The 13821-nt window shown below is 68.7% G+C and carries 13 protein-coding genes; 5 read left to right on the plus strand and 8 right to left on the minus strand.

The annotated features are described in order from the left end of the window. The 5 genes from AC0IYU_RS31935 to AC0IYU_RS31955 form a co-directional block, all read right to left on the minus strand. Positions 1-1403, minus strand: a 1403-nt coding sequence (locus AC0IYU_RS31935) for a DUF4331 domain-containing protein (protein ID WP_472125571.1), incomplete at its 3' end; no start/stop codon positions are given. 212 nt (positions 1404-1615) lie between these two features. Beyond that, positions 1616-2446, minus strand: coding sequence for an urease accessory protein UreD (locus tag AC0IYU_RS31940; protein WP_472125574.1), 831 nt, complete (start codon positions 2444-2446; stop codon positions 1616-1618). 35 nt (positions 2447-2481) lie between these two features. Further along, entirely contained in the window at positions 2482-3480 is a 999-nt protein-coding gene (locus AC0IYU_RS31945; protein WP_472125577.1) for a quinone oxidoreductase family protein, read from the minus strand. 85 nt (positions 3481-3565) lie between these two features. Next, on the minus strand, positions 3566-4090 hold the full coding sequence (locus AC0IYU_RS31950) for a nucleoside deaminase (protein WP_472125580.1): 525 nt from the start codon (positions 4088-4090) through the stop codon (positions 3566-3568). Beyond that, positions 4087-5121: an ABC transporter substrate-binding protein gene (locus tag AC0IYU_RS31955; RefSeq protein WP_472125583.1), complete on the minus strand. Its 1035-nt coding sequence runs from the start codon at positions 5119-5121 to the stop codon at positions 4087-4089. Before AC0IYU_RS31955 ends, AC0IYU_RS31950 begins: the two co-directional genes overlap by 4 nt. 352 nt (positions 5122-5473) lie before the next feature. Here AC0IYU_RS31955 and AC0IYU_RS31960 point away from each other — a divergent pair, with 352 nt between their 5' ends. Further along, positions 5474-6553: an aromatic ring-hydroxylating dioxygenase subunit alpha gene (locus tag AC0IYU_RS31960; protein WP_472125586.1), complete on the plus strand. Its 1080-nt coding sequence runs from the start codon at positions 5474-5476 to the stop codon at positions 6551-6553. Between the two features lie 28 nt (positions 6554-6581). Here AC0IYU_RS31960 and AC0IYU_RS31965 read toward each other — a convergent pair whose 3' ends face one another. Continuing rightward, positions 6582-7832, minus strand: a complete 1251-nt coding sequence (locus AC0IYU_RS31965; RefSeq protein ID WP_472125589.1) for a diguanylate phosphodiesterase — start codon at positions 7830-7832, stop codon at positions 6582-6584. A 129-nt stretch (positions 7833-7961) separates the two neighbouring features. Further along, on the minus strand, positions 7962-9263 hold the full coding sequence (locus AC0IYU_RS31970; RefSeq protein ID WP_472125592.1) for a D-amino acid dehydrogenase: 1302 nt from the start codon (positions 9261-9263) through the stop codon (positions 7962-7964). A 128-nt stretch (positions 9264-9391) separates the two neighbouring features. On the opposite strand from AC0IYU_RS31970, the gene AC0IYU_RS31975 reads away from it, so the two are divergent. Then, positions 9392-9859, plus strand: coding sequence for a winged helix-turn-helix transcriptional regulator (locus AC0IYU_RS31975; protein WP_472125595.1), 468 nt, complete (start codon positions 9392-9394; stop codon positions 9857-9859). Between the two features lie 70 nt (positions 9860-9929). Beyond that, the gene (locus AC0IYU_RS31980) at positions 9930-10331 is read left to right on the plus strand and encodes an OsmC family protein (protein WP_435486010.1); all 402 of its coding nucleotides are present in this window, start codon (positions 9930-9932) and stop codon (positions 10329-10331) included. A 56-nt stretch (positions 10332-10387) separates the two neighbouring features. On the opposite strand, the gene AC0IYU_RS31985 is transcribed toward AC0IYU_RS31980, so the two are convergent. Continuing rightward, a complete protein-coding gene (locus AC0IYU_RS31985; RefSeq protein ID WP_472125598.1) occupies positions 10388-11533 on the minus strand; it encodes an alpha/beta fold hydrolase in 1146 nt (381 codons plus the stop codon). A gap of 156 nt (positions 11534-11689) precedes the next feature. Here AC0IYU_RS31985 and AC0IYU_RS31990 point away from each other — a divergent pair, with 156 nt between their 5' ends. Next, on the plus strand, positions 11690-12373 hold the full coding sequence (locus tag AC0IYU_RS31990) for a response regulator (protein ID WP_472125601.1): 684 nt from the start codon (positions 11690-11692) through the stop codon (positions 12371-12373). Further along, positions 12370-13797, plus strand: a complete 1428-nt coding sequence (locus AC0IYU_RS31995) for a sensor histidine kinase (RefSeq protein ID WP_472125604.1) — start codon at positions 12370-12372, stop codon at positions 13795-13797. Before AC0IYU_RS31990 ends, AC0IYU_RS31995 begins: the two co-directional genes overlap by 4 nt. Positions 13798-13821: the final 24 nt, after the last annotated feature.

Here is a 13821-nt window from a genome sequence, read left to right on the forward strand (position 1 = left end):
GCGCCGCCGGCCGGTGCGTCCGCGGGCTTGCAGCCGACCTTGAGCGCGTCGTTGGCGCCGGTCAGCACGCACAGCGCGCCCATGGCCACGCGCAGCTCGATGTCGACCACGTCGTCGCCCGGGCGGCGGCCGTTCGGAAAGCCCGCGAGGTCGTTGCCGGCCACGCCCAGGTTGTTCTGGTTCGCCTTGGGCGTGGGCGCCACGCTGGTGTCCAGGCGCAGCATTTCCGAGGCTTTCACGTTGGCCGGCTGGTTCACGCCGGCAATGCCGGTCAGGAACGCGGCCACCAGGTCGCTGCGCGGGAAGTTGGTGGGCGCAGGAGCGCTCGGGTAGAGCGTCTGGATCAGCGCCGGCAGCGTGGGGTTGGTCACGTAGGTGGCGAACTGGCCGTCGTCCATGGGCCGGGAGTTGTTGAACTTGTCCTTGTCCTTCAACCCGATGACCACCTCGTTGACCAGCGGCATGCCCAGCCGCGAGACCTGCGCCCAGGCGCCGCCGTTGAGCGTGGTGGTGCCGTGGCCGCTCTTGGGCGGGTTGGCGATCAGGCGGCCCTGGCGTGCGCTGGCCGTGGTCCAGCCGCCGATGATCGTGCCGTTGCCGCCCGCGGTGAGGCAGGAAATGGGCACTTCGAGCGCCATCGTCGACACGTTCTTCTGCGCCAGCGCGTCGGGGTTGCCGTTGGTGGTGCCCAGCGGGTTGAGGTTGATCAGGTCGAACACCTGGCCCAGGGCCACGGTGAACGGGTCCTTGCGCTGGCCGGCGAACACGCGGCCCGGCGTGCTGCAGCCGGGAATGTTCACGCTGTACAGGTGCTGCGCCGCATAGGCGGCATAGCCGGCCGGGCCACCGAAGGTCTTCTCGCCGATGTTGTCGGTCGGGCGGTCGAACACGTTGGAGCCGTTGGCCGCGTTGGTGACGGGGGCCGCCTGGCCCTTGCGGCGGTCGCCGCGCACCACGGTGAGCGTGAAGGTTTCGCGCAGGTTGCTGGTGGCCTGGTTGGGGCCGGTGATGGCGCCGGCCTGCACCAGCGGAATCGACACCTGCTTGCCCGAAATCGGCAGCTGGATGTCGCGCAGCGTGTTGGTGAAGCGGAACTGGAACGTGAGCGCCTCGCTCGCGCTGCCGGTGTTGTCGATGTGGATCTCGTACAGCCCGTTCGGATCCATGGTGAAGTAGTTGGGGCCGCCGTAGGCGCTCTGGTCGGGCTGGTAGTTGGCGATCAGCGTCACGAAGTCCTGTCGGTTGGCTTCGTAGCTGCGGAACATGTAGAAGTCGGTGGCGTCCAGCTTGGGCATGCCCGCGATGGAGGGCGCCTCGCGGTGGCTGGATGCGAATGCGCCTGTGGCGGCAACCGCGCACAGGGCGAGAACACAGGCCCGGACGGGCGTAGGCAGCAATCTCATCGGCGTCACCTCGGATAGTGAAATGTTGGAATGGGCACGAACGACTTGCGCGGCGCGAAGGCCGGCGCTGTCTGAGTACGCGCAACAAGTTCAGCCGGATGTGCCAATGCGGGTAGGTAGTTACGTGCATAGCCAGCGCCGCGCGTTGGGCGCACTCGCGTGCGCCCGCGGTCAGGCCGCGATCGCCTCTAGGGAAGCTGGTGCAAGGGCGCTCAGGTCGCCCAGATGCGCGGCGTGGCCGCGGGCAGCTGCCACAGCTCGCTGCGCCATGCCTGCCACACCTGCCGCAGCAGCTGCATCGCGGGCTCGACCACGGGGGCCAGCACGCGCAGCACGACGATTTCGGCATGCGGGCTGGTGGCGCCCGCGCTGTCGAACAGGGGGCTCGCCTCGAGCAGCGTGCGCGCCTGCGCGAGCAGTGCGTCGCGCCGCGCGCGTGCCAGCGGCGTGCCCGCCACGAAGAACAGCGAGGCCATGCAGCGGTGGCCGCCCAGGCCGATGGGGCTTTGCAGCAGCCGCTGGTCGGCCGCGTCGATGCGCCCGCGCTCCAGCCACATGCCGGGCACCTCGATGTGCTGCAGGTAGGTGCCCCGTTCGAAGGGCTGGTTGGCGTTGGGCAGGCCGAGCGCGGTCACGTCCCAGCCGATCAGCTCGGCGCCGGGCGCGACCTCGATGGACAGCCGGTTCTCCGCCCGGCAGCCGCTGTAGCAGAGGGCTTCGAGCGGCAGCCATTCGAGCCGCGCGCCGGCCGCCAGCCGGATGCGCGTGCGCTGCAGCGCCAGCTCGCCCTCGGAGCGGTAGAAGCGCGAGGCGCCGGGTGTGGTGATGAGGCCGTGGCTGCCGCCGGCGGCCTCGATGTCGATGTCCAGCGTGTCGCCGCCCACCAGGCCGCCCGGCGGGTGCACGAGCACGTTGTGGCAGACGGTGTCGCCCTCGGGGTACAGGCTTTGCAGGATGCGCAGCGGCCCGTCGTGGCGAAAGCGTGCGACGGTGCGGGCGGACTCGTTTTGATAGGCGAGATGGAGACGGGCGTGCCAGGGCATGCAGCGAGTCTAGAGGCAGTGCCCGCCGGTTCTGGTCAGGGCAGCAGCAGGATCGCACCGGTCACGGAGCGGCTTTCCGCGGCCCGGTGCGCATCGGCCGCGTCGGCCAACGCGAAGCGCGCGCCGATCGACGCGCGCACCGCGCCCGAGGCCATCGCGTCGAACACGTCCTTCGCGTTCGCGCGGAAGGTGGCAGGGTCGGCGTTGTGCGGAAACACCGAAGGCCGCGTGAGGAACAGGCAGCCCTTCTTGTTGAGCAGCTCGGGGTCGATGGCCGGCGCCGGGCCCGAGGCCGCGCCGTACAGCACCACCATGCCGAAGGGCGCGGTGCAGTCCAGCGAGCCCATGAAGGTGTGCCTGGCCACCGAGTCGTACACCACGCGCGCCTTGCGTCCGCCGGTGGCGTCGATCACCTGCTGCACCCAGTCGGCCTGCGAATAGTCGATGGCCACGTCGCAGCCGGCGGCGCGCGCGGCCTCGCACTTGGCCGCGGAGCCGGCGGTGCCGATGACGGTGGCGCCCAGCGCCTTGGCCCAGCCGCTGAGGATCTGGCCGACACCACCCGCGGCCGCATGCACCACCACGATGTCGCCGGGCTGCACCGCGTGCGTCTTCTTCACGAGGTACTGCGCGGTCATGGCCTTGAAGAACACGGCGGCCGCGTCCTCGTCGGAGATGGCATCGGGAATGCGCACCAGCTTGGCGGCCGGCACGTTGCGGCGCTCGGCATAGGCGCCCACGCCGGCGTTCATGTAGACCACGCGGTCGCCGATGTTCAGGTCGGCCACGCCGTCGCCGAGGGCCTCGACCACGCCCGTGGCCTCGTGGCCCAGGCCGGTGGGCGAGGGCAGCGGGTACTTGCCGCTGCGCTGGTACACGTCGATGTAGTTGAAGCCGGCGGCGGTCTGGCGCAGTTGCGCCTCGCCCGCGGCGGGCGCGGGCAGGTCGACGGTCTCCAGGCGCATGGCCTCGGGGCCGCCGAATTCGGTCACGCGGATGGCGCGGGTCTGCGCGGGCTGGGTGGGCTGGGTCATGAGGGGCTCGCTCCTTTGTCTCGTGGGCCGTGGTTGGCCGACGCGATTCTGAGCGAAGCCGCCGTTCCGGGCGGGCGCGGGTCTTTCAGACCTTCCATGCTCCGTCGTGCGCCGCGCTGGCCTCGTCGACCAGCGCGGGCCCGATGCACTCGATGGCATGCGGCGAGGCGCGGAACACGTCGCGGCACGACAGCTCGGCATCGCGCTGGTCCTGCCGCTCGCCGCGGAACACGCGCAGGCGTTCCGCGTCGATGCCGAACACCACGCGCCCGATGTTCGACCAGAAGATGGCGCCCGCGCACATCACGCAGGGTTCGCCCGAGGCATAGAGCGTGGCACCGGCCAGTTCCTCGCGCGAGATGTTGCGCCCGGCCAGCGCGCGCAGTGCATTGACCTCGGCATGCGCGGTGCAGTCGCCGGTCTCGGTGTTGCTGTTGCCGGCCTCGGCCAGCACTTCGCCCGAGGCCGAGACGATGACCGAGCCGAAGGGGCGGTTGCCCCGCCGGCGTGCCGCGTGCGACCAGACGATGGCCTTGCGCAGGTAGCGCCCGTCGCGCTCGTCGAGCGTGCTTTCGGCGGGGTAGGTGGTGTTGTAGCTGTTGAAGTTCATACCTTGGGGAGATTGCGTTCGCTGCGCAATGGGAGCATCGAAGTGTTGAAGATGGCGTCGGACGCCGGCTTGACCTTGAGGCCGAACACATCGGCCACTTCGTCGACCTGCTGCTCGAGCGTGAGCTTGCGGATGTCGCCCAGGCCGTGGCCGCGCGTGTCCGCCGCGCCCACGTACTGGGCGGTGATGCCCCAGCGCTCCAGCTCGATCTTCTCGTCGAGGATGGGCTCGCGCTGGCGCATGGCCGCGATGCTGGGCGCCGGATTGGCGAAGGTCTCGACGATGGCGCGGTTGCTCGCGCGCAGGAAGGCGGCCACCACCTTCGGGTTCTGCGCAATGAGGTTGCTGCTCGCGAGGATGGCGTTGCCGTACAGGTTGACGCCCGCGTCGGCGTACTTGAGCACCGCGAGCTCCTCGGGCTTCATGCGCGCGAACAGCGACACGGCCGAGTCGTGGAAGTAGGTGGCGGCATCCACGTCGCCGCGCACCATCACGTTGTCGCGCGCGCTGAAGTCGGTGGTCTGCCACTGGAAGGCATCGCCGCGCATGCCCTGCTTGCGCGCCACCAGGGGCCAGGCGCGGCGTGTCGATTCGACGGCGGCCGCGGCCACCTTCTTGCCCTGCAGGCTCTTGAAGTCGGCTGTCACGCCGCGGTCCTTGCGCCCGATGATCACGAACGGTGCGCGGTTGTAGTACTGGTACACCGCCTGCACCATCGGCGTGCCCGCGTTCTGCGCGTTGAACTCCACGAGCGAGCTGATGTCGCCCAGGCCCAGCTGGTACACGCCGCTGGCGATGCGCGTGATGGAGGCGACCGAGCCGGCGCCCGTGTCGATGCTCACGTCGAGCCCTTCGTCCTTGTAGTAGCCCTTGGTCATCGCGAGGAAGAAGGGCGCGGTCTGCCCGTTGATGCGGAAGTCGAGCGTGAACTTGAGCGGGGTGAGCTTGCCGCTGCCCTGCGCGAAGACGGGGGGAGCGGCGATGGCGGCTGCGGTGGTGCCGGTGGCTGCAAGAAAGAATCGACGTTGCATGGTGGGGCCTCGGAATCTTCGGATCTTGAATCCCCCCGCAAAAAAAGCGGGAGGCGTTTCAAGAGCAATTTCCGGGCGGCGCACGTTCGTGGTGCGTGCGCTGCTGAACGCTTCTACTCTTGCGGCCGGTGATGCACGACGCATGCCAAGGGCGATGCCAACCGGTTTTGCTCGGGCTTTGTGGCCGGGGCTTGAGGCGGTGGCGCAGGCGCGTCACAATCCGGGCTCGCAATTTGCATGGCAGGTTGCGCAGAGTAGAAGCGTTCAGCCGCGCGGTGTCCCCTTCCCGCACCCCCCGGCAGGAAATTGCTCTTTCAGTTCGTTCCCACACGACCACAGAAGGAGTCCGCGCATGCTCGTTACCCAACAACCCGTCTTCCGCAAGTTCTGGCATGCCGTCATGCCGCTCACCGAACTGGCCCATGGCCCCAAGCCTTTCAGGCTGCTGGGCGAGGACATCGTTCTCTTCATCGACGCCAGCGGCCAGCCGGCTGCCTTGCGCGACCGCTGCTGCCACCGCACCGCGAAGCTCTCGAAGGGCTGGTGCGTGGACAGCGAAGGCCAGGCCTGCGGCACCGGCGCCATCCAGTGCGGCTACCACGGCTGGACCTACGACCGCAGCGGCCAGGTCATCCGCATTCCGCAGTACGAGCCCGAGCGCACGATCTCGCCCGACTACAAGACCACGGCCTACCGCTGCACCGCGCGCTATAGCTACGCATGGGTGGCGCTGGAAGAACCCATTGCCGACATTCCAGCGATTCCCGAGTTCGACGACCCGGGCTACCGCACCATCTTCCAGTTCTATGAGGAGTGGCAGACCAGCCCGATGCGCGCGCTGGAAAACTCCTTCGACAACTCGCACTTCAGCTTCGTGCACCGCGCTACTTTCGGCGTGGCCGCGAGCCCGAAGCCGAGCAAGTACGAGCTGGTGGAAAACGAGTCGGGTTTCTACGCGGAGACGGTCATCGAGGCGACCAACCCTGAGAAGTTTCATGCGATCAGCGGCGTGACCGACCCAATCACCACGCGCCACATGCGCAACGCCTACTTCCTGCCGTTCTCGCGCCGGCTCGACATCGAATACCCGAGCGGGGTGCGCCACATCATCATCAACTGCTTCACGCCCATTGACGACGGGCGCATGCAGCTGTGCCAATGGCTGTTCCGCAACGACACCGAGGCCGACTGCGCGGCCCAGATGCTGATCGACTTCGACGATGCGGTGACGCGCGAGGACAAGGACATTCTCGAATCGACCGACCCCGACGCGCTGGTCGACACGCGTCGGCGCGGCGTGGAGTATTCGATGGAGTCGGACCGGCCGGGCATGCTGATCCGCAAGCACCTGATGCAGCTGCTCGCCAGGCACGGGGAGGCGGAGGTTCACCGCGGCATGGGCGCGGTCATTCCCGTTGCGAAGGCCGCGTAAGGGTCTGTGCCCGGGTCTCGGTCTAGGGCTAGGGCGCCTGCATCTGGCGGTGCTCGGGAAACGCAGGCATCGGCAGGCACTCGAAGCCCGGCTTCGCAAAGAGGTAGCCCTGGAACAGGCGCACGCCTTCGTCTTCCAGCCAGCGCAACTGGTCCGTCGACTCGATGCCTTCGGCGATCACGTCGATGCGCAGCTCGCGGCACAGGCCGACGATGGCCCGCACGATCGACTGGCGCGGCCCGCTGACCTGAATCTCGCGCATCAGGGCGATGTCCACCTTGATCTGGTCGGGCTGGAATTCGGCGAGCAGATTCAGCCCCGAGTAACCGGCCCCGAAGTCGTCGATGGCCACCTTCAACCCCTGGCGCCGGTACACGTCGATCGACTCCGAGAAGCTGCGATGGTCCTGAATGGCCTCGGTCTCCGTGATCTCGATGACGAGGCGGTCGAGCGCCATGCCGCATCGCTGGGCCGCGGCCAGGGTGCTGTCCAGAACGCGCGGGGACGCGACGGCGCTCTGCGGCATGAAGTTCAGGTTCAGGTCGCAGTCGATTCCCAGGCGGGCCGCTTGCGCGATGGCTTCGATGCGGCCTTCGGCGTCGAAGCCGTGGAGCTGCGCGGCAGGCACCGCCCCCAGAACCTGGAACGCCGATTCGCCACGGGCTCCGCGAACGAGGGCCTCATAGGACACGACCTTTCGGGCCACCGTGTCGACGATCGGCTGATAGGCGTAGCTGCGGCCGTACGCCGACGCCCAGGCCGCCGATGCAGGCGCGCGAACGTTCGGGGCGTCGGCGGCGGCGGCCGCGCCGGTGACGGCCGCCCTGCTTTGCGATGCGCGCCCGACGATGTTCTGCCGCCACCGTCCGTCGGCTAAGGCGGCAATCACCCGGCGTGCCTGCGCCGCATTCAATCGCAGGAACGTGGCGTCTGCGTCGAAGACGTCCTGCAGTCCGTCGATGGCGCCGAGCTCGCCCGGCGTCATGGCCATGAACGACATGGACCACTCGTCGAACTGGCGCGCGGCAAGGGGCTCGTTCAGGATGCAGACGATCTCGCCATGCCGCTCGTCGGCGACGATCTTGCGGAACGTCTGGTCGACAACGGCCGGCGGACCTTCCAGCAGCTGAAAGAAATGGCGGTTGTCGTAGAGAAGAAAGCCCGTGAGCCCGAGGCGTTCATTGGCGCTGCTGGCGCGCTGCATCAGCTGCGCCAAGGCGCGGGGGTCGAAGGCTTGCGTCGCTTTGCTCGCGTAGGCGATGTGAATGAGGGGTTGCATCAGTTGGATCCGTCCCCTCGAGGGTAGCGGCGGAAACCGACGGCGCAACCGCGATGTCGCGGCGATCCTGTAGGCCGATGTGCCGTGACGGCGTCCCTACGCCTTCGGCAGGTGCTTCAGGCCGGTGCTTCAGGCCGGTGCGGCAGCGGTGCTGGGGCGCGTTGCGCGCGACGAGCCCTGCTCATAACGGTCCATCGCGAGCCCGTCCGTGCGGATCTCCGGGCGCTGTCCCATCACCATGTCCGAAATCAGTTTCCCGGAACCGCAGGCCATGGTCCAGCCCAGCGTGCCGTGGCCGGTGTTGAGGAACAGGTTGGTGTAGCGCGTGCCGCCGACGATGGGCGTGCTGTCGGGCGTCATCGGGCGCAGGCCGGTCCAGAAGGTGGCGCGCGGCAGGTTGCCGCCGGGGAACAGGTCGCTCACCACCTTTTCGAGCGTGGCGCGGCGCGCGGGGTTCAGGCGCAGGTCGAAGCCGCCGAGCTCGGCCATGCCGCCCACGCGGATGCGGTTGTCGAAGCGCGTGACCGCCACCTTGTACGTCTCGTCGAGCACGGTGGACTGCGGCGCGAGCGATTCGTCCAGCAGCGGCACGGTCAGCGAGTAGCCCTTGACCGGGTACACCGGAATGTCGAGGCCCAGCGAGGCGACGGCGGCGCGCGAGTAGCTGCCGAAGGCCATCACATAGCGGTCTGCAGTGAGCACCTTGCCGGCGGTGGTGCGCACGCCGGTGATGCGGCCGCCGTCGGTTTCCAGGCCGTCGATGGTCTGGCCGAAGCGGAAGTCCACGCCCAGGCCGCGCGCGATCTCGGCCAGCCCGCGCGTGAACAGGTGGCAGTCGCCGGTCTCGTCGTTGGGCAGGCGCAGGCCGCCCGTGAGGCGGTCGCGCGCGCCGGCCAGCGCGGGCTCGACGCCGGCGAGCGCGTCGCGGTCGAGCAGTTCATAGGGCACGCCGCATTCCTCGAGCACCGCGATGTCGCGCTGCACCGCGTCGAGCTGCGCCTGCGTGCGGAACAGCTGCAGGGTGCCGCCGGTGCGCTGCTCGTACTGCAGGCCGGTGTCGGCGCGCAGCTGCTGCAGGCAGCCGCGGCTGTATTCGGCCACGCGCATCATGCGTTCCTTGTTCACCGCATAGGCCTCGGGCGAGCAGTTGCGCAGCATGGCGGCCATCCAGCGCAGCTGGAACAGCGTGCCGTCGGGGCGGATGGACAGCGGCGCGTGCTTCTTGAACATCCACTTGATCGCCTTCAGCGGAATGCCCGGCGCGGCCCACGGCGTCGAGTAGCCGGGCGAGACCTGGCCGGCATTGCCGAAGCTGGTTTCCTCGGCCGGACCGTCCTGCCGGTCGAGCAGGGTGACCTCTGCGCCGGAGCGCGCGAGGTAGTAGGCCGTGGTGGTTCCGATCACGCCGCCGCCGAGAACGATGACTTTCATGGTGTATTCGCTGATTCAGATGGAATAGATGGAATCTAAAGTGCACAATGCCGTGGATTCCATCGTTTTTAGAGATTCAGCAGTGAAAGTCGCTGCCGAAAATCGCCCAACGCCCTGCGCGAAGTGAAATGCCCGAACTCGACCGAATCGACCGCAAGATCCTCGACGTCTTGCAGCGCCAGGGGCGCATGTCCATGACCGAACTGGCCGAGCACATCGGCCTGTCGGCGTCGCCCTGCGCCGAGCGTGTGAAGCGCATGGAGCGCGACGGCGTCATCAGCGGCTACCACGCGCGGGTGTCGCCCGAGGCGCTGGGCAAGACGCTGCTGGTGTTCGTGGAAATCAAGCTTTCGGCCAAGTCGGGCGAGGTGTTCGACAAGGTCAAGCAGGAGCTGCTGCACATGCCCGAGGTGCTCGAATGCCACCTGGTGTCGGGCAGCTTCGACTACCTGGTCAAGGCGCGCCTGAGCGGCATGAGCGAGTACCGGCACCTGCTGGGCGACATCCTGAAGAAGCTCCCCGTGGCGGCCGAGTCGCACAGCTACGTCGTCATGGAGGAAATCAAGGAGACGCTGGTGCTGGCGGTGGACCGATGAGCGGCCGCGCCACCACTGCCTTGCTTTCCTTTTTCCCGATTCACCACCACGCCCCACCAAGGACACCGGCATGACCATTTCGATCCGCCGCGACGGCACCACCGGCACGCGCCACACCCTGAAGATCCGCAACCACGAAATCCCGGTCGATGCCTCGCCGGCCGGTGGCGGCAGCGATGGCGGCGCGGAGCCGCACGACCTGTACGACGCGTCGCTCGCGGCCTGCAAGGCGCTCACCGTGCTGATCTATGCGCGCCGCAAGGGCATTCCGGTGGAAGACATCGAGGTGGTGGTCGACCGCGACGACCGCGAGGAGCGCAAGGGCGTGTACCGCCTGAAGTCGGGCCTGCGCGTGACCGGCGACCTGACCGAAGCGCAGCGCGACGAGCTGCTGCGCGTGGCGGCCAAGTGCCCGGTGCACAAGCTCATGACCGAGGTGAAGACCGAGATCGAGACCGGCTGGGCGGACTGAGCGCGCCGCGGCGCATCCCGACGTACCGCGGCGCACCGTGCAGAACCGCGCCGCGGTCAGGCCCAGGTCATGAACCGGATCGCGCGCACCACCTCGGCCTCGCGCTCCATCAGGAAGTCGGCGTGGCAGGCGTTGTCGAGCGTCAGCCGGTGCGGGGTGTCCAGGGCGGCGACCAGGCGGTCCGAGTTGGTCTGGTAGACGCGGCGAATCACGCGCAGCAGGTCCGCCGCGTACTTTTCGGTGGTGGCGTCGAACGGCTGTTCGAGCCATGGCAGCAGGTCGCGCGCGGTGGCGGGCAACGCAGTGACCACCAGCGAGGGCGCGCGCACCGCGGTGTAGTCGGGCATGAAGTTGTGGGCGGCCACGTCCATGGCGGTGGCTGCGCCGTCCGGGGTGTTGGGCCGCACGCTGCCGTCGGGGCGCAGGTCGAGCGCCTCGCGCAGGTTGGCTTCGAGCGCGGGCCACCAGTTCTTCACCAGGCGGCGGTTGAAGGCCACGGCGGCTTGCAGCGAGCTGTGGTCGGCGTCGCTCGGCACGGGTTCGTCGAGCGCGGCATTGACCGGCGGGTCTTCTCCGCCCGTGTCTGGAACGTCCCGGTAATAGAAGGTGGTGTCCAGGTAGACGAGGCCTTGCACGCGCTCGGGGTGGCGGCCCGCGAAGCGGGTGAGCTCGTTGCCGGCGATCGAATGGCCGGCGAGCACCACGCGCCGCAGGCCCAGTTCGTCGAGCACCGCCTTCAGGTCGAACGTGAGCGTGTCCGTGTCGTAGTACTGCGTGGCCGAGCGCAGCGGCAGCGGCTTGTCCGAGAGGCCGTAGCCGCGCCGGCTGATGGCCACCACGCGCGAGTCGGCCGCCAGCGCGGGCGCCAGGCTGTCGAAGTAGCGCGCGTTGGCGCCCAGGCCGGCCAGCAGCACGATGGTGGGGCCCGTGTTGCCCGGGCGTTGCCAGTCGCGCACCTGCAGCGAGACCTCGGGCATGTGCGAGACCTTCACGAAACGGTCGGTGACCGAGACCGTGCCCACCGCGGGCAGGACCGCGGGGCCCGCGCCCGCGCCGCTTCCCGCACTTGCTCCGCCCCCTGCGCCGCAGGCGGCGAGCCCGGCAACGCCGGTCATCGCCATGGCGCGCAGGAGGTCCCTGCGCCGAGTCTGCAAGCGGTTCGGCCGGGGGTGATGGGGCGTGGGTGCGAGGGGGCTGTTCACGTCGTTGTTCCGTGTGTGAGGGGGGCGTTCCAGTGTCCGGTTCGCCCCTGAAGGACACCTGCGCCCTTCATGAAGATTTCCTGAAGTGCGCCGCCGGTGCTTCGCAGATACTTCGGCCTCCCCCGGCACCGTGCTGGCTAATTCGCGTGGAGCGCCATGAATCTCTTGCTGGTTGAGGATGACCTGGATCTCGGCAACGGCGTGCGCATTGCGCTGGTCAACCAGGGCATGGACGTGGTGTGGGTGCGCCGCCTCGACGACGCGCTGCGCACGCTCGACGGGGGCACCTTCGACATGGTGCTGCTCGACCTCGGCCTGCCCGACGGCGACGGGCTCGACCTGCTGTTTCGCCTGCGCCGCGACAGGCAGATCCTGCCGGTGCTGGTGCTGAGCGCGCGCGACGCATTGAACGACCGGCTGCGCAGCCTGGACGACGGCGCGGACGACTACCTGGTCAAGCCCTTCGCGCTGGCCGAACTGCTGTCGCGCGTGCGGGCGCTCGCGCGGCGCAGCTACGGCTTCAACGACGAGACCATCCGCATGCGCGGCCTGGCGCTGCACGAGCCCACGCGCGGCGTGATCGTCGACGGCGAGCCGGTGGAGCTGTCGCGCTGCGAATTCGACCTGCTGGCGCTGCTGCTCAAGCGCACCGGCCGCGTGGTCACGCGCCGCGTGATGGAAGAGCAGGTGCTGCCCGGCGGGCAGGCCAACGGCAGCAACTCGCTCGAGGTGCACATCTCCAACCTGCGCAGGAAGATCGGGCAGGGCTACATCCGCACGGTGCGCGGCATCGGCTATGTGGTCGACGTGCAGTCGCTGGTGCGGAGCACGCCGAAATGATGCCGGCGCTGTCGCGCCGCTGGAAGCACTGGAAGCAACCGTCCCTGATGCGGCGCCTGCTGCTGGCGCAGATGGCCGTGGTCGCGCTGCTGTGGACCATGACCATCGCGCTGCTGCTGTACGACTCCTACGACGACCCCGAGCTGCTGAAGTACGAGAAGATCTTCCAGTCGGTCCTGTCGATCGCGCAGAACCTGTCCGACCGGCCCGACCGGCAGCAGCAGACCCTGACGGCTTTCGACCTGGCGCTGCTCGAGTCCGCGGGCGACGGCGACGCGGCATCGGACACCTCGCCGGTCATGCAGGTGTGGCAGAAGGACAAGCTCATCTACCGCTCCACGGCCGCCGTTCCCGTCATCCTCAACACCGTGCTCAACCGCATCGAGACCGTGAAGGTGGGTGGCCGTGAATGGCGTGCACGCACCATGGTTTCGCCCAGCACCGACACGCGCGTGATGCTGGCCGAGCCCAGCGTGTGGCGGCTCACGGTGACCGTCATGAACCGGGGCTACTACCTGCTGCCGCTGGTGGTCAGCCTGCCGTTCCTGATCTTTCCCGCATGGCTGTCGATGCGCGTGGCGCTGCGCCCCTGGCGGCAGGTGACCGAGGAAACCGCCGAGCGCGGGCCGGCCGACCTGTCGCCGTTGTCGTACGCGCCGCCGCACAAGGAGCTGCAGCCGCTGGTGCAGAGCATCAACAGCCTGCTGCAGCGGGTGCGCGACAGCACCTCGCGCGAACGCAGCCTGATTGCCGACGCGGCCCACGAACTGCGAACGCCGCTCGCGGCCATGCGCGTGAACGTGGAAGCACTCAAGGAGCAGAGCACCGACGAAGGCCAGCGCGAACTCATGGGCAACCTGCTGCGCAGCAACGACCGCGCGGCGCGCCTGGTGGGGCAGCTGCTGCAGCTGATGCGCAGCGACGCGGTCTCGGACAACAGCCTGCCGGTGCTGCTGTCGCTCGATGCGCTGGTGCAGGACCGGCTCGCGATGATCGAGGGGCTCGCCAGCGCGCGCCATGTGGAGCTGGAGCTGGTCTGCGAGGAGCGCGCGCCGGTGCTGGGCGAGCGCGAGAGCCTGGTCTCGATGATCGACAACCTCATCGACAACGCCATCAAGTACAGCCCTGAGGGCGCAACGGTGGTGGTGCATGTGTCCCGCGAGGGGGCGCACGCGTCGTTGACCGTGGCCGACCGGGGGCCGGGCATTCCGGCGCCGTTGCGCGAGCGGGTGTTCGACCGGTTCTTTCGCAATCCGGAACAGACGCAGAGCGGCAGCGGGCTGGGGCTGGCCATCGTCAAGTCGGTGGTCGAGCGGCATGGCGGGGAGGTCGTGCTTGGCGAGGCTGCGGGCGGTGGGCTGCTGGCCACCGTGCGGCTGCCGCTGGCCGAGGCGGATGCGCCGCTGCCCCTGCTGTGCAGCTGAGGAAGGCCGAAATACCCTTCAAAG

The sequence above is a fragment of the Variovorax sp. AC103 genome, assembly GCF_979254005.1.

Excerpts from the sequence above, each read along its gene's own strand:
- AC0IYU_RS31995 (WP_472125604.1), top strand. The coding sequence starts at position 12,370 with ATGATGCCGGCGCTGTCGCGCCGCTGGAAGCACTGGAAGCAACCGTCC.
- AC0IYU_RS31965 (WP_472125589.1), bottom strand. The coding sequence starts at position 7,832 with ATGCAACCCCTCATTCACATCGCCTACGCGAGCAAAGCGACGCAAGCC.
- AC0IYU_RS31945 (WP_472125577.1), bottom strand. The coding sequence starts at position 3,480 with ATGACCCAGCCCACCCAGCCCGCGCAGACCCGCGCCATCCGCGTGACC.
- AC0IYU_RS31975 (WP_472125595.1), top strand. The coding sequence starts at position 9,392 with ATGCCCGAACTCGACCGAATCGACCGCAAGATCCTCGACGTCTTGCAG.
- AC0IYU_RS31970 (WP_472125592.1), bottom strand. The coding sequence starts at position 9,263 with ATGAAAGTCATCGTTCTCGGCGGCGGCGTGATCGGAACCACCACGGCC.
- AC0IYU_RS31950 (WP_472125580.1), bottom strand. The coding sequence starts at position 4,090 with ATGAACTTCAACAGCTACAACACCACCTACCCCGCCGAAAGCACGCTC.
- AC0IYU_RS31960 (WP_472125586.1), top strand. The coding sequence starts at position 5,474 with ATGCTCGTTACCCAACAACCCGTCTTCCGCAAGTTCTGGCATGCCGTC.
- AC0IYU_RS31940 (WP_472125574.1), bottom strand. The coding sequence starts at position 2,446 with ATGCCCTGGCACGCCCGTCTCCATCTCGCCTATCAAAACGAGTCCGCC.
- AC0IYU_RS31990 (WP_472125601.1), top strand. The coding sequence starts at position 11,690 with ATGAATCTCTTGCTGGTTGAGGATGACCTGGATCTCGGCAACGGCGTG.
- AC0IYU_RS31980 (WP_435486010.1), top strand. The coding sequence starts at position 9,930 with ATGACCATTTCGATCCGCCGCGACGGCACCACCGGCACGCGCCACACC.
- AC0IYU_RS31955 (WP_472125583.1), bottom strand. The coding sequence starts at position 5,121 with ATGCAACGTCGATTCTTTCTTGCAGCCACCGGCACCACCGCAGCCGCC.